Source organism: Pseudoalteromonas sp. NEC-BIFX-2020_015, from assembly GCF_012952265.1.
In the GTDB taxonomy this organism is placed as follows: domain Bacteria; phylum Pseudomonadota; class Gammaproteobacteria; order Enterobacterales; family Alteromonadaceae; genus Pseudoalteromonas; species Pseudoalteromonas neustonica.
Genome location: NZ_JABCJL010000002.1, coordinates 56,986 through 76,028, shown reverse-complemented (window position 1 = coordinate 76,028; position 19,043 = coordinate 56,986). Strand labels below are relative to the sequence as shown.

General features: G+C 39.3%; 20 protein-coding genes. 15 read left to right on the top strand and 5 right to left on the bottom strand.

The annotated features are described in order from the left end of the window. Positions 1-23: 23 nt before the first annotated feature. A complete protein-coding gene (locus HH219_RS01880) occupies positions 24-1,217 on the top strand; it encodes a porin (protein WP_054205537.1) in 1,194 nt (397 codons plus the stop codon). Continuing rightward, entirely contained in the window at positions 1,189-2,010 is an 822-nt protein-coding gene (locus tag HH219_RS01875; protein WP_169326472.1) for a transporter substrate-binding domain-containing protein, read from the top strand. Before HH219_RS01880 ends, HH219_RS01875 begins: the two co-directional genes overlap by 29 nt. Before the next feature lie 154 nt (positions 2,011-2,164). Here HH219_RS01875 and HH219_RS21900 read toward each other — a convergent pair whose 3' ends face one another. Then, complete coding sequence (locus HH219_RS21900) at positions 2,165-2,449, bottom strand: hypothetical protein (protein WP_249118427.1); 285 nt, start codon at positions 2,447-2,449, stop codon at positions 2,165-2,167. 648 nt (positions 2,450-3,097) lie between these two features. Here HH219_RS21900 and erpA point away from each other — a divergent pair. Next, entirely contained in the window at positions 3,098-3,436 is a 339-nt protein-coding gene (gene erpA, locus HH219_RS01865) for an iron-sulfur cluster insertion protein ErpA (protein ID WP_054205543.1), read from the top strand. Positions 3,437-4,891: 1,455 nt separating this feature from the next. Beyond that, positions 4,892-5,137, top strand: coding sequence for a helix-turn-helix transcriptional regulator (locus tag HH219_RS01860; protein WP_054205544.1), 246 nt, complete (start codon positions 4,892-4,894; stop codon positions 5,135-5,137). A 96-nt stretch (positions 5,138-5,233) separates the two neighbouring features. Here the strand turns inward: HH219_RS01860 and HH219_RS01855 are convergent, their stop codons facing one another. From HH219_RS01855 to HH219_RS01840, 4 genes are read right to left on the bottom strand one after another with little or no spacing between them, the layout of a single operon-like run. Further along, positions 5,234-6,625, bottom strand: coding sequence for an MFS transporter (locus tag HH219_RS01855; RefSeq protein WP_169326471.1), 1,392 nt, complete (start codon positions 6,623-6,625; stop codon positions 5,234-5,236). A gap of 50 nt (positions 6,626-6,675) precedes the next feature. Continuing rightward, positions 6,676-7,296, bottom strand: a complete 621-nt coding sequence (locus HH219_RS01850; protein ID WP_054205546.1) for a peptidylprolyl isomerase — start codon at positions 7,294-7,296, stop codon at positions 6,676-6,678. 2 nt (positions 7,297-7,298) lie between these two features. Further along, a complete protein-coding gene (locus HH219_RS01845; protein ID WP_211841980.1) occupies positions 7,299-7,850 on the bottom strand; it encodes a YajG family lipoprotein in 552 nt (183 codons plus the stop codon). A 5-nt stretch (positions 7,851-7,855) separates the two neighbouring features. Continuing rightward, on the bottom strand, positions 7,856-9,004 hold the full coding sequence (locus HH219_RS01840; protein WP_054205548.1) for a methyltransferase: 1,149 nt from the start codon (positions 9,002-9,004) through the stop codon (positions 7,856-7,858). Positions 9,005-9,046: 42 nt separating this feature from the next. Here HH219_RS01840 and HH219_RS01835 point away from each other — a divergent pair, with 42 nt between their 5' ends. The 11 genes from HH219_RS01835 (at position 9,047) to nqrM (ending at position 18,904) form a co-directional block, all read left to right on the top strand. Continuing rightward, positions 9,047-9,646 carry an alpha-ketoglutarate-dependent dioxygenase AlkB gene (locus HH219_RS01835; protein WP_169326470.1) on the top strand — a complete coding sequence of 200 codons (600 nt, stop codon included), beginning with the start codon at positions 9,047-9,049 and terminating at the stop codon, positions 9,644-9,646. A 59-nt stretch (positions 9,647-9,705) separates the two neighbouring features. Then, complete coding sequence (locus tag HH219_RS01830; RefSeq protein WP_054205550.1) at positions 9,706-10,017, top strand: BolA family protein; 312 nt, start codon at positions 9,706-9,708, stop codon at positions 10,015-10,017. Between the two features lie 100 nt (positions 10,018-10,117). Then, the gene (gene fabV, locus HH219_RS01825; RefSeq protein WP_169326469.1) at positions 10,118-11,311 is read left to right on the top strand and encodes an enoyl-ACP reductase FabV; all 1,194 of its coding nucleotides are present in this window, start codon (positions 10,118-10,120) and stop codon (positions 11,309-11,311) included. A gap of 375 nt (positions 11,312-11,686) precedes the next feature. Further along, complete coding sequence (locus tag HH219_RS01820; RefSeq protein WP_054453923.1) at positions 11,687-13,030, top strand: Na(+)-translocating NADH-quinone reductase subunit A; 1,344 nt, start codon at positions 11,687-11,689, stop codon at positions 13,028-13,030. Positions 13,031-13,033: 3 nt separating this feature from the next. Continuing rightward, positions 13,034-14,236, top strand: coding sequence for an NADH:ubiquinone reductase (Na(+)-transporting) subunit B (locus HH219_RS01815; protein WP_054205552.1), 1,203 nt, complete (start codon positions 13,034-13,036; stop codon positions 14,234-14,236). Then, positions 14,229-14,978 carry a Na(+)-translocating NADH-quinone reductase subunit C gene (locus HH219_RS01810; RefSeq protein ID WP_054205553.1) on the top strand — a complete coding sequence of 250 codons (750 nt, stop codon included), beginning with the start codon at positions 14,229-14,231 and terminating at the stop codon, positions 14,976-14,978. Before HH219_RS01815 ends, HH219_RS01810 begins: the two co-directional genes overlap by 8 nt. Then, the gene (locus tag HH219_RS01805) at positions 14,978-15,610 is read left to right on the top strand and encodes an NADH:ubiquinone reductase (Na(+)-transporting) subunit D (protein WP_054205554.1); all 633 of its coding nucleotides are present in this window, start codon (positions 14,978-14,980) and stop codon (positions 15,608-15,610) included. Before HH219_RS01810 ends, HH219_RS01805 begins: the two co-directional genes overlap by 1 nt. A 10-nt stretch (positions 15,611-15,620) precedes the next feature. Next, positions 15,621-16,229 carry an NADH:ubiquinone reductase (Na(+)-transporting) subunit E gene (nqrE, locus tag HH219_RS01800; RefSeq protein ID WP_054205555.1) on the top strand — a complete coding sequence of 203 codons (609 nt, stop codon included), beginning with the start codon at positions 15,621-15,623 and terminating at the stop codon, positions 16,227-16,229. Positions 16,230-16,248: 19 nt separating this feature from the next. Then, positions 16,249-17,478 carry an NADH:ubiquinone reductase (Na(+)-transporting) subunit F gene (gene nqrF, locus HH219_RS01795; protein ID WP_054205556.1) on the top strand — a complete coding sequence of 410 codons (1,230 nt, stop codon included), beginning with the start codon at positions 16,249-16,251 and terminating at the stop codon, positions 17,476-17,478. 102 nt (positions 17,479-17,580) lie between these two features. Then, the gene (locus tag HH219_RS01790) at positions 17,581-18,609 is read left to right on the top strand and encodes an FAD:protein FMN transferase (protein WP_169326468.1); all 1,029 of its coding nucleotides are present in this window, start codon (positions 17,581-17,583) and stop codon (positions 18,607-18,609) included. Positions 18,610-18,691: 82 nt separating this feature from the next. Beyond that, positions 18,692-18,904, top strand: coding sequence for a (Na+)-NQR maturation NqrM (gene nqrM / locus HH219_RS01785; RefSeq protein ID WP_054205558.1), 213 nt, complete (start codon positions 18,692-18,694; stop codon positions 18,902-18,904). The last annotated feature ends 139 nt before the right edge of the window (positions 18,905-19,043 follow it).

Here is a 19,043-nt window from a genome sequence, read left to right as displayed (position 1 = left end):
AGTTTAAATGGTAAGGCGCATTCATGCAAATAAAGCTCATCTGCTTTTTGTTAACTACATCTTGCTCGTTTTCAGTATACGCTCAAGATGAACAACAAGAACTAAAAAATTTAAAATTACAGCTAAATAAAATCAGCGCGCAATTAGCCGCTTTAGAGTCATTAACACTACAGTTTGAGAGTATCAGTAAAAGAATTGAGGTGCTTGAAAATAAAAAACAGGGTTCTTCTGTTGCGTCAAATGTCGCAATAATCCCCCCAATTACTGATTTGCAATTACCTGTATCATCACCTGAGGCTATTAAAAAAGATGTTAAAATTTACGCAACAATAAGACCAACACTCGGATATATTGATGAAGACAACGAATCTCAATGGGATGTAAGAGACGCACTTTCTCATGTTGGTATTAAATCAACGGTAGAATTTAACGACCAATGGCAAGGGATTCTCCATGGTGAGTGGGGCGTTGATTTATCAAACAATGGTGATTTTGGTAAAGCTAGGCAAGTCTATGTTGCTTTGGATAGCCCTTATGGGAAGGTCGGTATAGGCAAGCAGCGCCCAGCTCAGTACCTGTTTATTGCTGAGTACGTCGATATTTTTAACCACGGTAATAGCCCGTTTGCATATGATCCTGAAAGTCTCTTTTTTGTAAATAACCTGCTTACTTATCAGATAACGCAAGGTGATTTTACGTGGATGCTGGTTAGCCAATTTAATGGCGCACAAGGCGATAATAAAAGTGACCTTATCAATGGTGGGGTAAGTTATGATAAAAATAATTTACATGTTGCTTTGACGTATACAAATAAAGGTATCTATGAAAATGAACAAGCGTTGGGAGATAATAATATTGTTGCTGGATCAGTAGCTTACTCTTTTGATAGTGGTTTGTATTTTGCGCTGGGATATCAAGCAAAAGAATACAATAGAGACTTAAGCCTGGATAGAGACGGGCATACACTTGATGTATCAATGGCTTATCCGCTTAGCAAAAATTATAAAGTAAAAATGGGTTATTTTGATTTTGATGATGGACACCAAGCCGATCAAACGCAAAACTATAATGGCGCAAATTTAACGCTTGAATGGTTGCCTGCAGAAAACTTACGTTTACATGTTGAATACCTTTACCGAGACTTTGATTATTTAGCTGACTTTAGTTCATTATCAGTAGGGTTTCGCTATGACTACTCACAAAAGTGGAGTTACTAATAGTAAAAACATGCATATTTTAAAAAAGCGTTTAATACTGATTACGGGCTTACTCATGCTGATGTGTGCATTTACAAGTCATAGCAACGTAGATGTTACTATTTTAGCTGATGATGATTATCCGCCGTATAGCTATTTAGAAAATGGTGAAGTAAAAGGGATTTATATTGATTTATTGAGACGTGCTAGTACTCAATTAAAGCTAGATTATCACGTTAAAATAATTTCAACACCATGGAAAAGAGCATTACTTACCGTTAAAAAAGGCGATGTTATTGGCGTGGTTCCTCCGTATTTACATTATGATTCAAGGCCTTTTATTTCGTCGTATTCGGTGGCGTTAGGGACCGAATTTGTGGTGACTTATTGTCGTGAAAATGTTGATTTAAAAGCTGCATTAAATTTAGATTTACCGGTTAATAAACCTGTTCATTTAGGAATGAATGCTGGTTATTTACTGCTGGATGAACGTTATAAACAAGCAATTGCACGAGGGCGAATCCAGTTATGGGAAAATAAAAGCACCGCAGCGAATGTAATCAAATTACTTACCAATAAAATAGATTGTTACGTCAACGATAGAAAAGCCACACAATATGAACTAAACAGCATAAATAAAACTTACCCGCAATATAATACGGTTACAGTTATAGAAAAAGATGAGCTTAGTCATAGAACCGCGCACATAGGATTTAGCCGTGAGTTTAGCTATCCATATAAAGACGATTTTATAAAAAGAATGAATAGAGCGTTGCTTGATGTGATGAATGAAACAGGGAAAGTTAAAGAGTGAGTGTTTTGATAGTTATGCGGTTTTTGTACATTGATTAGATTAAATGCATCGTTTATTATTTCGGACTAGTTTTATAAAAAATAACAAAGCCTACATTTTGTTACAAACGCCACGGCTAGCGCATTTTAACCCCTTATTCTAGCAGGGTTGAGCGTTAATCATCGCCTAGTTCAGGCATTTTCTTTTTCCTCGCTATACTTGCTGACTTAGTTGTATCTTGTTTAAACAACGCCATCGCTATTTTTCGCATTACAATAAATACGAGTGGACCCTGTTTTTTGCGTATTCTTGATTCATCTTCTCGAAAGTTCATATCTAACATCCAATGCATGCTTTCAACTTGCCAGTGACTGCGTACTGCATTGAGTGATTGTTCCGCATTTGAGTCTAATGAGCTTCCAACGGGTTTCTGTTGTATCTGTGCCTGCCGATTTATCATGAACTTCAGCCGTGACTTTAAGTATGCTCGTTAAGCCTGACCAACGATACGCTTTGCCTAACCAGCTTTTATCAATAAGTAACTGCTGACAAGTTCGTGTTTCGATACGCCCATGACCAGCGCTAATTTCGGTATACTCATCGAAATTGCTCTGCGTTAACCCTTCACGCTCTCGTTTGTGCCACCAAGCTTCAGCTCTTTTTGAATGCCTGAGTGATCCCCTTTAAGCGCAAGAATATGCAGGTTAATATCATGCCTTGATCTGATCACTACTTGCTCTATAAGTTCAATTTATAATGATCTTGCCGTGCCAAAGATATGGGATCAGCTGCTGTTTTTATCGCGTTAGGTTTATTCTCATCGGTGTGGGGATATGCCATTTACAGTTATTCATTTTAATAATGAGCAGTGTTTAAAGAGTAAACCACAAGCAGTGCTATTTTTGACTTAAAACGATGGGCGGTTACTTTAGGGCGTGTTAACCTTTCGTGATTTATTTTACAGCAGTGTGTTTGGAAATTTCAATCCACAAAGGTTAACACGCCCTAATCATTTATAGGTATTCGCGCTTAGTAAATAAACGCTATACTTGATTAAAACACTCGGGTATTAGATAATCCGATCAATGTAGGAATTGAGGGTCTTGGTATGTCAGAAGAATTACCGATTAAGTTTAGCGATGCAGCCGCGGTTCGTGTTAAACAGTTAATTGATGAAGAAGAAAACCCTGAACTAAAACTGCGTGTTTATGTAACCGGCGGTGGTTGTTCTGGTTTCCAGTATGGTTTTACTTTTGATGAAAAAGCAAACCCAGGCGATTTAGAGATCGTAAAAAATGGCGTCACCTTAGTGGTTGATCCAATGAGTATACAGTATTTGGTTGATGGTGTAGTTGATTACACTGAAGGACTTGAAGGCGCACGCTTTTTTGTTTCTAACCCAAATGCAACAACCACCTGCGGGTGTGGCGCTAGTTTCAGCGTTTAAATCGTTATTTGTATACGAAAGCCGCTTAATAGCGGCTTTTTTATTGCTTAAAATCTATAAAAAGTGGTAAACGCAAAGGTTATTATCGTAAAGCCTTAGGTTTTTTATTACACCTAAAAGGAAGCGCTGGGCTGAAAATATTTACTCAGTAGCAAGACTCACAGGCAAAAGTAAATAGTCTGCGTAGGCTGATAAAGTTGTAAATTATAAAGCTTAGTGGCTCAAAATATAAAAACACTGTTATTTTACGGCAAATCAGAACTCGATAAATTGTGCAGCAGCATTTTGAATGATTGAGGTGATTACACTAGCGAAGATTGTTGTGAATAACAATATGATACTAATAGTCACTTATAATGTCTTACGCAGGCGAGGTTTAGACATTAAATAGGCTACTTTACGAATAGAGGTGCAGGGTCTATGCCCTATATTTCTAACGGGAATTACAACTATTTTAGGTTTAATGCTAGGGCGTGTTGACCTTTCGTGATTGATTTTGAAGCAGTATAAATGCCAAACATGCGCTGCCCAAAGGATTCTTCCTAGGGGCGATTGACTCTTTGTTACCTACATGAATGTAGGTAAGCGGCGTGAGCTGGCGCGGAAGCTTTGCTCGATTTTTACTTATTCTCACATGGATGTGAGCCAGTAGAATAACGCAGGAGCAGTTATCGAGCCCGCTAGGTTATAAACCTCGCGCCGCGATTAAATCGCCCCTAGATTGAGCAAATTTCAATCCACAAAGGTCAGCACGCTCTAAAGGTATTACAGATCAATATTGATTTATTTAATAGAACAATCGATTTTGGCACTCCTTCAACATAATAGTCAATACAACGAGCCAGTGCAGTGGCTGTGCAGGATTTAACCTTTGCCACCGTTTTAACCCTTATTTTACTCATTGCTTTTTAATGTTACGCGAGTGTAGTTAAGTGGAAATTGACTAAGTCACTCACTATTTATGGTGAGTGACTTGTATCATTAAAATAAAGAAACTTAATACAAGGGTCGAAAATACTAATATGTATATAAACCCTTTTTTTCCCTGCTTGATTGGGACACCATTTTTGTTAAGAAAAAAGTACCAAATAACGCATAGGATAATAGGTAATAAAAACAGTAAACGAAACATTTCTTGTTCTCCGAGTTAAATATGTATTTTTGTTTGATTTTAAGTTGTTGATTTTTAGTGTTTAAATTTATTATCCTAAAAATAGTTTCATTATATAAATAATTTGTTACATTAAAGAGGAACGAATCATTAAATAGGTCTATTGTTGCTCATTTTGCAACTCATGTATTTCTTGTAATAACTCGTTCCTGTAAAAGGTTCTTTTTTGAAATTAGTTATTTCACATGAGTCTGAATAGTATATAATGTATCCAAGAGTGAGACGGGCAAAATTTCACTTTTAGACTAAATTAATTTTAAATCATCTAGTAGGAGATGTTTTTTATGATGGGTAAAACAGTTTCTTCAGAAGAAAACTCAAGATTGACTAAGTGGCTAAAAAGCAAACGCCATGAGAAAGGTCACACTATGCGTAGCCTGGCACAAGTACTAGGTACTCCGCATTCATTTATTGGTAAAATCGAAAATCAAGAGCGTCGCTTAGATGTAATTGAATTCTTGCGCTATTGTGATGCGTTAGAAGTTGACCCATATGAAGGGTTAGGTTTACTAAAAGAAGATCAGTTATAAAAGCTTAGCGCGTTGTTAAGCTGTTTATAATAGAAGTGCAAGGATGCACAGTATTTGTTTAATCCTTGCCCCATGTCATTTTAATTATCACCAGATCTAAATTTTCGTTCCGCTTTTACTATGATAACTGTTTTCTAATTGATAGAGCTTATGTCTTATTAGGTATAAGAATATTAATGATGGTAGTACCATCAACGCCGTTAGAATAAAGAATAACGACCAATTTCCACCTAACCAATCATCAATCACTACACCACTGTAACTTGAAAGTAAGGTGCGCCCTAAATTCCCCAATGATGCTAATAATGCATAGTGAGTGGCACTAAATGCACGATCGCATAGCATAGATATAAACGCCACCATAGCGACTAGCGACCATGCTTGAGTGAAGCCATCAACAATAATAGCCATCGCATATAAGTGCTCTTGTGGGCCTGCTAGTGCGATCCATGAGAACATGAGGTTAGACGCTGCCATTGCAACACCACTAATAAATAAGCCTTTTACGATCCCGTATTTATGGTTAAAAATACTGCCTAAAAACGCAAAAACAATTGTAATTAAGCCTGTTCCTAATTTTGAGTAGTTTGCTATTTGTGTATTAGAAAAACCAACTTCTTTATAAAACACGATCGACATACGCGCTAAAAATGCTTCACCAATTTTAAATAAGAAGATAAAAGCAAGTAAGGCGAGCGCTGTTTTTACGCCATTGCGTGCAAAGAAGGTTTTAAATGGGTCGATCACAGTGACAGCCAACCATGCAAATATTTTTGACATATGGTTGTCGTGAGTGGATGCCAGTTTTGCTTGATAAATGCGTTCAAGCTCAGCGTGTACTGCTTCGCGGTTCGATTTCGGCTCTTTAGCCCAAAAAACACAACTCATAAGTAGCAACATTAACCCTGCTAAAAAGTAATAGACTTGTGGCCAGCCAATATTTGGCATATCAGCCATATAAAATGGAATTGCACCGAGTAGTGCATAACCACTCCACCATCCTGAGGTTGCCATAGCCGCAGCCGCAGTTGCTTTATGGCTTTCGTTTTCATCGAGGGTATCTATACGAAAAGCATCAATAGCGATATCTTGAGTGGCAGAAGCAATGGCAATGAGTAAACATAAAGCTGCAGCGATACCTAAATGCGCCGTAATATCGAGTCCTGCGAGCAAGATGACGCCAAGTAAAATAAAACACTGGCAAAATAAGATCCAACTGCGTCGTTGACCGAGCCAGTTATAAAGTAGAGGAAGTTTGACTCTATCGACCAAAGGGGACCATAAAAAGTTAATACTGTATGCGCCAAACACTATACCAAATAGACCGATCATACTTCTGCTAAGGCCCTCATCTTTGAGCCATGCTGACATAACAGAGCCGATGAGAACCCATGGAAAGCCGCTACTCATACCAAAAATGAATACGTTGATCAGACGTTTGTCTTTAAAGTAAGAAAAATATTCAGAAATAGATAAGTTGCTTTTCATAACGCCTTCATTGGCAAAGTTGTAGGGGCAGTGAGCCCCATGATTAAGTATTACAGAGGAGTGGGCTCTAATACGGCAATATTTAAAATAATAATTGGCTCTTTAGGTACAAAATCATAACCAATTTTTTCATTAAAACCGGTTTCAACTTGCATAATTTTATCGAGTGTTTCGTATCCATCCATCACCATGCCAAATACTGAAAAACCCCATTCTCTACCAGGGTTTAAATGATCATTATCATCCATATTGAAAAAGAACTGACGAGTCCCTGAGTGTGGCTGACGATCTTGATAAGCCATAGCAATGCTGTACATATCGTTTTTTGAACCGTTACCGCTTTCGTTAAAAATTGGCTCACCTTCATAAACGCCATCGTACTCTTTATCGTAGCCACCGCCTTGTATTACAAAGTCACGTTCGTTTTCAACGTCACGTTCTACTCGGTGGAATACAGTGCCTTTATAGCTGCCGTCCATTACATAGGTGAGAAAGTTATTAACTGTAATTGGCGCTTTTGAGCGATCCATTTCAATAATTACTTTTCCCATTGTGGTCGTGATTTCCACGCGTGGAAACATATTATCTTTTTGCACAAAACGTCCCTCAGTCGCAGCAATGGGGTTTTGACTAAACACTAATAATGCACATAATAAAAATAGACGTTTCATACTTAACCTTCTAAAAATGCGAGTAATTCAGGATCTGATACCATGCGTGTTATTAACTGCACAGTCAACTTATTGAGCTGACCTTCAACTTTAGCTCTGTCGTGACTTAGTGGGCCATCAAAATTGGCTGTACCGCGGTAAACTTTACTAAAATTACTATCGCTACGAATAACTCGCACGCCTAATTCAACTTTTGCATTGCTAGTGTGAGAAACCATTTTTTCGCTCACAACGGCTTGCAGGGTATGAATATCCACTTCAAAACGCGTGGTTGCAAGGTTCGAAATGCTGGCACCATTACGACTTAATGCGCTATCTAAGGCACTTTTTAATGATGCAGTCAGCCCTGGGCTGGCAATAGTTTGAGTTTTGTCTGATTTGATTAACTTTAAGGTGGCTGGATCGCCACGTAAATCAATCACACTGGTGCTCACGCTATTATTTATTGAGCTTAATTTCCCCCCTTGATAGACCGGGTTTAAGATCATCTGGTTAGGTTGACTACTACAGGCCGACAGTGCTAATAAAGCAAAGCAAGGCAAAATGTATTTCATCACTTTTATAACATTCCATCATTTTTGGTTGCACTTAATACGACAAACTTTTTATTTGAACCGAGCAACTGACAATTACCAAACATGCGATTTAGTTTATCGTGATAGTCTAAATGGCGATTACCAATAATGCGTAATTCACCGCCATTTTTTAACGTATCCTTGGCTTGTTTAAACATTTGCCATGCGATGTGATCGGTAACCGCTTGCGCTTGATGAAAAGGCGGATTACATAGCACGATATCAACACTTTCACGTTCAAAACCAGTTAAGCAATCGTTTTCGATGAATGCACATTGTTCAAACTTGTTTTCCATATTTAGCTCAACGGTTAAGCGTGCTGATTCAACAGCCATATATGACTCATCAACAAACGTGACTTCTGCATTAGGGCAGCGTGATAAAGTCATTAAACCAACAACACCGTTACCACAGCCCAAATCAATAATACGTTTAGCTTTATTGGTTTGCGGTAAGTAATCAAAAAAGAATCTTGCACCAATATCCAGCGAGTCACGAGAGAACACATTCGCATGATTACTAATGGTAAAATCAGTTCCCTCAAGAGGCCAGCTCACAGGGAAGTCAGCAGGCTTATAACCGCCTTGTGCTTGGCTAATTACCAAACGTGATTTTTTCACAGCTAAACTGGTTTTTGTTTCACCAATAAATTGTTCAAATGCTTTAATGGTCGAGTTATGTACGTCTTTCGTTTTAGCTGCACCAATAACCGGTGTTCCTGGTGCAAGCACTTCACTGAGTTCTGATAGCTGGTATTGTAAAAAAGCTAATGTGCGCGGCACTTTTAAAATAACTAAGTCAACTTGTTCAGGCAAAGCAGATAAACTATCTAGTTGGCTAAATGTTGTGCTTGGAATTTTATTTTCTGCTAAATTATATGCGGCTGCTTGGTGACTAATATAAGAGTCGTTTACTGAACAAACTGTTAACTGTTGTTTGCTAAAATAACAAGATAACGCGCCAAAGCTATCATTTAGGATCAGCAAAGATCGACAATCAGGATAATGCTCCGTAACATAGTCAATTAGGTACTCATCAGCAGAATCCCAAGCTTGTAAGCTGCGATTTTTTTGATCGAGAGGAAAACGTTCAAGAGTAAATTTTTTATCGCCGAACTGTGCTTGCGTGGTCATAATAGTTAGTGATCAGTAATCAAATGATAGGTAAATTCTAACATGCAACGGCCAAACGCCAACCCCCAACAGTTACCAAATGGCTTTTCTTATCAAAGAATGACGCTGAGTGCGCAAAAAAGTCTCAATTTATTCTATCATTTACAGCAAAATTTACCTTGGCAACAACCCAGTACAACAGTATATGGACGAACAGGCCCAATACCGCGCTTACAATGCTTTATCAGTGATAATGAGATTGAATATGGGTACTCACACAGTAAATTAATTATCGAGCCTTGGCCTTTTATTTTATTAGCTATGCGAGAACGTTTAGAGCGTCATTTAAAGCAGCCTTTAAATTCATTACTTGTTAATTATTACCGCGATGGTTGCGATACGATGGGCTGGCACAGTGATGACGAAATTGAACTAGGCCCAAAGCCAATAATCGTTTGTGTTTCACTTGGCGCCGAGCGGGTGCTAAAGCTAAAGCATAAAGCGACAAATAAAGTAACTGACTTAAAGTTACACAGCGGCAGTACTTTAATAATGCATGGCGATAGTCAGCGTGATTACCAACACGCCATACCAAAACAAACAACCTTAGCTCACCCCCGTATAAGTTTGACTTTTAGATACATTTTACCAACGCCTAGCTAGCCAATTTATAGGCTTACTTGTTATAGTGAACCTATAAACATGTTTTTAAGTGACTAATTATGTCAATGCAACAGCAAATTGAAACCAAACTAGCAGATGCGATTGCTTGCAAGCATCTAAATGTAGTGAACGAAAGCCACATGCATAGTCGTGGTACTGACTCTCATTTTAAAGTTATAGTAGTCAGTGAAGAGTTTAGCGGTAAGCGTTTGCTGCAACGTCATCGTCAAATTAATGAGATTTTAAAAGATGAGTTGGCTAATCATATTCACGCATTGGCAATTCATACATTTACACCGACAGAATTTAGTGAACATAACGGCCAAGTTGCTGACTCGCCAAATTGTTTAGGTGGATCAAAATTAGATTAACGGCCAGGTCTGAGAGTAACTATTACTGATCAGACCTGTATTTTTACAATTAGCCTTTAAACTAGCGCTAATTTTTATTGAGATAGATATAGGATGATCAATGGTCATTAAGCCTAAAATTCGCGGTTTCATCTGTACTAACGCCCACCCAGTAGGTTGTGCAGAGCACGTACAAGAACAAATTAACTATGTAAAACAGCAAGGCGCATTAAAAAATGCACCTAAAAATGTGTTAGTTATCGGTGCGTCAACAGGCTATGGCCTTGCATCTCGTATTACTGCTGCATTTGGTGGCGGTGCTAAAACATTAGGTATCTTCTTCGAAAAAGAAGGCACAGAGCGTAAAACAGGTTCAGCTGGTTGGTATAACACCGCTGCATTTCAAGCGGCAGCTGACGCTGAAGGCTTATGGTCTAAAAATATTAATGGCGATGCGTTTTCAAACGAAATCAAACAAAAAGCGATTGATACAATTAAAGCTGATTTAGGTAAAGTTGATCTAATTATCTATAGTCTTGCATCTCCTCGTCGCACAGATCCAAATACAGGTGAAGTGTATTCTTCAACACTTAAGCCAATTGGGAATGCAGTTACGACCAAAAACTTAAATACATCAAAACGTGAAATTGACGACATTACAGTCGAGGCCGCAAATCAAGATGATATCGACAACACGATTAAAGTGATGGGTGGCGAAGATTGGGAAATGTGGATAGAAGCACTTAAAGAAGCTGACGTTTTAGCTGATAACTTTAAAACCAGTGCTTATACATACATCGGTAAAGAATTAACGTGGCCAATATATGGTCATGCGACAATTGGTAAAGCGAAAGAAGATCTAGATCGCGCAACAGTTGCTATTAAAGAGTCAACCAAAGCATTAAATGGCGAAGCATACGTATCATCATTAAATGCGGTAGTAACGCAAGCAAGTTCTGCTATTCCTATTATGCCGCTTTATATCTCTGCTTTATTTAAAGTAATGAAAGCGGATGGAACATATGAAGGCACGATTGAACAAATTCACGCATTGTTCACTGAAAATTTATATGGCGAGTCACCACGTTTTGATGACGGTGGTCATTTATTCCAAAACTACAAAGAGTTGGAAGATGATGTTCAAGCCCGAATTCAAACAGTATGGGATTGCGTAACAACAGAAACAATTGACGAATTAACTGATTACGTGGGGTACCACAATGAGTTTTTACGTTTATTCGGTTTTGGTATCGACACAGTTGATTACGAGCAAGATGTAGATTCAATAGCACCAATCGCAAACATGATAGATTGATCAATAATCATGAATAGAAAAGTCGCTTAGGCGACTTTTTTTGTCTTTAAGTTTTAATTTTTGATTAATTGCTGTTTAATTTTCATCCTACCTCGCAAGCAATAGCACTTTGGTCTATATTGAATTTTATTCAAATGCATCTATTGAGCTAAATAAGCGCTCCTGTCGTATAAATTTCATATTTAGACTCGCATAGTGACCCTGATTGATGTTAAAATTCGGGCAATATATGTGAGAAGTTTTTTACTGCGTTGCTTGTCTTGTAATTTGACAGGTGGTTCTTTGTTATCTTGAATTTAGCTTGAGATTACTAAAAGAAGCGACGTGGTTGGTTCGATTTTTCAGTTTCTTTCCGTTAATGTAGTGCAAGTGCGTATGATCAACATAAAAAAAGGTCTGGACTTACCCATAGAGGGCGCACCTCAGCAAGTTATTCATGATGGTTCTACCGTCAAACGTGTAGCTGTGCTAGGTGAAGAGTTTATTGGTATGCGTCCAACCATGCATGTTCGTGTGGATGACCAAGTTAAAAAAGGCCAGGTACTTTTTGAAGATAAAAAGAACCCAGGTGTATTATTTACTGCCCCAGCTTCTGGTACAGTAAAAGAAATTAATCGTGGTGCAAAACGTGTGCTGCAATCTGTCGTTATCGAAGTAAACGCCAGTGAGCAAATCACCTTTGACTCTTTTTCGGCTGAGCAGCTTTCGAGCCTCGATCGTGAAAAAGCCAAAGAAGTACTTATCCAGTCTGGTCAATGGACAGCACTACGTGCTCGCCCATTCAGCAAAGTTGCCGCTGTGGATGCAAATCCTAGCTCTATCTTTGTTACTGCAATAGACACTAACCCTTTAGCTGCAGATCCTGCGGTTATTATTGCTGAGCATGTGCAAGCATTCGAAGCAGGTTTAGCTGTTGTATCGCGTTTGACCGATGGTAAAGTATTTGTTTGTAAACAAGCAGGTAGCCAAGTACCTAGTTCATCAATTCCTCAAGTAGAAGTACATGAGTTTGGTGGCGTACATCCGGCTGGCCTTGTTGGCACACATATCCATCACTTAGACGCTGTTTCTGCTAGCAAACAAGTTTGGCATATTGGTTACCAAGACGTTATCGCCTTTGGTAATTTATTCCTTACTGGTGAAATCTTCACAGATCGTGTTGTTTCGCTTGCTGGTCCGCGTGTTAAAAACCCACGTTTAGTGAAAACTCAATTGGGTGCAGCATTAGATGATTTAGTTGCTGGCGAATTAGAAGATGGTGATAACCGTGTTATTTCTGGTTCGGTATTAGCGGGTGCTACTTCTGCTGGTCCGCAAGCATTCTTAGGTCGCTACCATGTTCAAGTATCTGTATTACTTGAAGGTCGTGAGAAAGAGTTGTTTGGCTGGATCCGTCCAGGTAGTGATAAATTCTCTGTGACACGTACTTTCTTATCACACCTTACGCCGAGTCGTTTGTTCAAAATGACAACGTCAACAGGTGGTTCAAAGCGCGCCATGGTTCCACTTGGTAACTATGAGCGAGTTATGCCTTTAGATATTCTACCTACGCTATTATTACGTGATTTAATTGCACGTGATTTAGATGGTGCAATTTCTTTGGGTGCGCTTGAACTTGATGAAGAAGATTTAGCGTTATGTACCTTCGTTTGTCCAGGCAAATACGAGTATGGTTCAATCCTACGCGATTGCTTGACTACGATCGAGAAGGAAGGCTAAGAGATGGGTTTAAAGAAATTTCTAGAAGATATCGAGCCGCATTTTGAAGCCGGTGGTAAACATGAAAAATTCTATGCGCTGTATGAAGCAGCTGCAACTATTTTTTATACCCCGGGTTACGTAAATAAAGGCGCGACACACGTTCGTGACAACATCGACCTAAAACGCATGATGATTTTAGTGTGGATGGCGACGTTCCCTGCAATGTTTTTTGGTATGTTCAATATCGGTCATCAGGCCGCTGGTGCATTAGCACAAGGTTTTGAGCTAGCAAATACTTGGCAAGTTGGCCTGTTCCAGATGTTTGGTGGTGAATTAACCGCTGCTTCCGGCTGGGGCGCTAAAATGTTTTACGGAGCCTGTTTCTTCCTACCTATTTACGCAGTAACATTTGCTGTAGGTGGTTTTTGGGAAGTTATATTTGCTTCAGTGCGTAAGCATGAAGTTAACGAAGGTTTCTTCGTAACCTCTGTTTTATTTGCACTTATCTTGCCTGCAACCATTCCTTTGTGGCAAGTTGCACTAGGTATTACATTCGGTGTAGTAATCGCTAAAGAAATTTTTGGTGGTACTGGTCGTAACTTCTTAAATCCTGCATTAGCTGGCCGTGCGTTTTTATTCTTCGCATACCCTGCACAAATCTCAGGTGACACAGTATGGACAGCAGTAGACTCGTTCTCTGGTGCAACTATGCTAGGTCAAGCGTTTGTTGGTTCTCTTGATTACAGCAACATAGCTCTTTGGTGGGATGCGTTCTACGGTTTCATTCAAGGTTCAGTCGGTGAAACATCTACCCTTGCAGTGATGATTGGTGGCTTGTTCTTAATCTACGTTCGAATTGCTTCTTGGCGCATTGTGCTAGGTGTATTCTTGGGTATGGTTGCAACAGCATTCTTATTAAATGCAGTTGGATCTGACACTAACCCTGTATTTGCAATGCCTTGGCATTGGCACTTTGTGCTTGGTGGTTTTGCTTTTGGTATGTTCTTTATGGCGACAGACCCAGTGTCAGCGGCATTTACAGATAAAGCAAAATTTGCGTATGGCGCACTAATTGGCGTAATGGTTGTAATGATCCGTGTAATTAACCCTGCATTCCCAGAGGGTATGATGCTAGCAATCTTATTTGCTAACTTATTTGCACCATTATTCGATCACTTCGTAGTGCAGGCTAATATCAAGCGGAGGTTGGCACGTAATGTCTAGTAATAACGAATCAATCGGCAAAACGCTATCTGTTGTTGTAGCACTATGTTTAGTGTGTGCAATCATTGTATCGTTTGCTTCAGTTCAGCTTCGCCCATTGCAGCAAGCTAACAAAACGCAGGATATTCAAAAGAATATCTTAGCAGCAGCGGGTATCGATGCTGTTGAAAATATCTCTGATACTTTCAATGCAAAAATCGAAGCGCGTGTTGTTAATATGAAAACTGGTGAGTTTGTTGACACTGACCCAAATACTTTTGATTTCGAGAAAAGTAAATTTGACCAAAAAATTAGTTTTGCACTAAAAGCAAACGGTATCAAAGATATCGCAGGCATTCAGCGTATGACTACAGAGTCACCAGTTTACATTTCTAAAAAAGCTGACGGTTCAACTGATGCAATCATTTTACCTATCCAAGGCTATGGTCTTTGGGGTGTTATGTATGGCTTTGTTGCACTTGAAAGCGATGGCGAAACAGTTAAAGATATTAACTTTTATAAGCATAATGAAACACCTGGCCTGGGTGGGGAAATTCAAAACCCACAATGGACTGCTTCATTTCAAGGTAAAGCATTACCCGTTGATATAGTAAAAAGCGGTGCTAAAAATGAACATCAAATTGATGGTCTATCAGGTGCAACTTTAACCTCAAACGGTGTTGATCATGCAATTGACTTCTGGACTGGTGAAAACGGCTTTGGCCCTTTCCTAGCGAGAGTACGTGAAGGAGCATTGAAATAATGGCTGATACAAAAGAAATGAAATCGGTTCTGTTTGGTCCGGTCTTTGCTAATAACCCGATTGCGCTCCAAGTTCTCGGTGTTTGTTCTGCGCTTGCGGTAACATCTAGCTTAAAAAATGCATTAATCATGTCAATTGCATTGACCTTGGTAACGGCTTTTTCAAGTTTATTTATCTCAATGATCCGTAACCAGATCCCGTCATCTGTACGTATCATCGTGCAAATGACTATTATTGCGTCATTGGTAATTGTTGTTGACCAAGTACTACAAGCGTTCTCTTATGCTACGGCAAAAGAGCTATCTGTATTCGTTGGCCTAATCATTACTAACTGTATCGTAATGGGTCGTGCTGAAGCATACGCGATGAAGTCGCCGCCACTTATGTCGTTCCTTGATGGTATCGGTAATGGTTTAGGCTACTCAGTTGTGCTACTGACAGTTGGCTTTATTCGTGAGCTATTTGGTAAAGGTACATTGTTTGGTGCTGAAATCATCCCTCTTGTACAAGATGGTGGTTGGTATCAACCTATGGGTCTATTGATTTTACCGCCTAGTGCATTCTTCATCATTGGTTTATTCATTTGGGTACTTCGTACTTATAAGAAAGACCAAGTAGAAGCGAAAGGGTAAGGGGCAGACTGTGGAACATTATATAAGTTTATTCGTAAAAGCCGTTTTCATTGAAAACTTAGCTTTAGCCTTCTTCCTAGGTATGTGTACTTTCCTTGCAGTATCAAAGAAAGTAACAACGTCTATCGGCCTAGGTGTAGCAGTTATCGTGGTACTGGGTATCTCAGTACCAGTTAATAACTTGGTTTATCATGCAGTTCTGGCACCTGGTGCACTTGAGTGGCTTGGTTACCCAGAAGCGGATCTTAGCTTCTTACGTTTCTTGACATTCATTGGTGTTATTGCAGCACTAGTACAAATTCTTGAAATGGCATTAGATAAGTTCTTCCCAGCACTTTATAACGCGTTAGGTATCTTCCTACCATTGATCACAGTTAACTGTGCAATCTTTGGTGCAGTATCTTTCATGGTTGAACGTAACTATAACTTCACTGAATCAGTGGTGTATGGTATCGGTTCTGGTGTGGGTTGGGCGCTGGCAATTACTTTACTTGCTGGTATCCGTGAGAAAATGAAATATTCAGACGTGCCAGACGGCCTACGTGGTTTAGGTATTACCTTTATCACTGTTGGTTTAATGGGTCTTGGCTTTATGTCATTCTCTGGTATTTCACTTTAATAGGTAGCGAGGATAAATCATGAGTTATGAGATTTTCTTAGGCGTTGGTGTTTTCATCGCTATCGTTGTACTGCTAGTTTTAGTCATCATTGGTGCTAAATCTAAGTTAGTTGCAAGCGGTGACATCATCATCGGCGTAAATGGCGATCCAGAGAAAGCCATTACAACATCAGCAGGTAGTAAGCTATTAGGTGCACTATCTGAGTCAGGTATTTTCGTATCATCTGCATGTGGTGGCGGTGGCTCTTGTGGTCAGTGTCGTGTACACATTCACTCTGGTGGCGGCGATATCTTACCAACTGAACTTGATCACATATCTAAAGGTGAAGCCCGTGAAGGCTGTCGTTTAGCGTGTCAGGTAAATGTTAAAAACGACATGGAAATTGAACTTGAAGAGTCAATTTTCGGTGTTAAAAAATGGGATTGTGAAGTTATCTCTAACGATAACAAAGCAACGTTCATTAAAGAGCTTAAACTACAAATACCTGATGGCGAGTCAGTACCGTTTCGTGCCGGTGGTTATATTCAAATTGAAGCCCCTGCACATCACGTTAAATATGCTGATTTCGATGTACCTGAAGAGTACCGTGGCGATTGGAACCATTTTGGTTTCTTCAAGCTGGAGTCTAAAGTAGACGAAGAAACAATTCGTGCTTACTCAATGGCTAACTACCCAGAAGAAGAAGGCATCATCATGCTTAACGTGCGTATCGCTGCGCCGCCTCCAAGGGACTTAAGCTTACCTTGTGGTAAAATGTCATCGTACATTTGGTCACTTAAAGAAGGTGATAAAGTAACTATCTCTGGTCCATTTGGTGAGTTCTTTGCAAAAGATACTGACGCTGAAATGGTATTTGTTGGTGGTGGTGCTGGTATGGCGCCTATGCGTTCACATATCTTTGACCAACTTAAACGTTTGAACTCTAAGCGTAAGATGAGTTTCTGGTATGGTGCACGTTCTAGACGTGAAATGTTCTACGTTGAAGATTTTGACGGCTTAGCCGCTGAAAACCCTAACTTTGTATGGCATACAGCGCTTTCAGATCCACAACCAGAAGATAACTGGGAAGGCTATACTGGCTTTATCCATAACGTGTTATTTGAGAACTATCTTAAAGAACATGAAGCGCCGGAAGATTGTGAGTTCTACATGTGTGGTCCTCCAATGATGAACGCTGCTGTTATCACTATGTTGAAAGACTTAGGTGTTGAAGACGAAAATATCTTATTAGATGATTTCGGTGGCTAACACCCATATCAAAACAATTTAGTTTTGGTTAGAATATCAGCCTCGTAGTAACTAATGCTACGGGGCTTTTTTATATTTAAAATTTAACCTGAGTAGGCTGCTATGAATAGAGTTTTTCACCCGCAGGCATTAATTGCCTTATTTTTTCTTACTCTCACTTTACTCATATCTGGTTGTGGTAAAAATGAGCCGCAAGAGTTATACCTTGAAGGTAAAACGATGGGCACAACTTATCACATTAAAGTATTTGCCGAGCAAGAAAAACTAGCCTCGCTTAACTTGTTGCCTGAAGTAACACAGTTATTGAAAGACATTAATTTATCCATGTCTACGTACATTAAAGACTCTGAAATAAATCAATTTAACCGTTTACCAGCAGGCGAAGTAATGCCTATCAGTAGTGACTTTAGAGCTGTAGTCAGTGAATCAATTCGCTTAGGGAAATCAACTAAAACCCTTGATGTGACTATGGGACCATTAATTGATTTATGGGGTTTTGGCCCTGATAAAAAGCCCACTAAGCGACCAACTAATGAAGCACTGTTAGCAATGATTGCTAAAATTGGTGTTGATAAGTTGATATTAACAGATCAAGGTTTAGCTAAATCAGTCGATGGCTTAGCGCTATCATTTTCTGCCACGGCAAAAGGCTATGGTATTGATAAGGTAGCAGAACTACTTGAGAGTCATGGCTTAACGAACTACATGGTTGAAATTGGCGGTGAGCTTAGAGTTTCAGGTAAAAAACCTAGTGATAAAGAATGGCGTATCGCTATTGAACAGCCAGATACAGAGCTAGGTGTGCGTAAAGCGCATCGTATTTTAGCCCCCAAAAATAATGGTATGGCAACTTCTGGCGATTATCGTATTTTTTACGAAATGGAGGGAGTGACTTACAGCCATTTAATCGATCCAGTAACGGGTATGCCAAGTCGTCATGATCTTGTCTCTGTGACCGTTTTACACCCATCAGCAATGACCGCAGATGGCCTTGCAACAGCATTGACTGTAATGGGGATGGAAAAAGCAAAAGCGTATGCACAGGAGCATGGTTTACCCGTTTATCTGATTGCTAAATCAGAAGATGGTTTAGTCACTTATTCTAGCCCTGCATTTAAACCCTATTTGTAGCGCGGTTTAAATCAGTTTATAATACAGTCAGCCCAGCAACTTGTTGGGTATTATTTTATTGCTGATCAATAGGGGCTAAGCAATGTCACTTTTTCTTCTTACTTTTGGTTTACTACTTTTAATCGTCGCTGCGATGGCTGTGGGTATGGTAGTACAAAAGAAATCTATGGCCAGTAGTTGTGGCGGTCTTGGCTCTGTAGGCATTGATAAAGCCTGTGATTGCGATGACCCATGTGACAAACGTAAAAAGCGTATGGCAAAAGAGCAAGTTTGGAAAGAAAACCAAATATTATAAGCTGTGGCAGATAAAACTACAGATTTAAAAACGCCTTTAAAAGGCGTTTTTTGTTTTACTTGCACATTTAACGACCACACCTCAATCAATATCTAAATCGCTTTTAAATCCAATGACACTCGCACCTTCAGGTAACTTG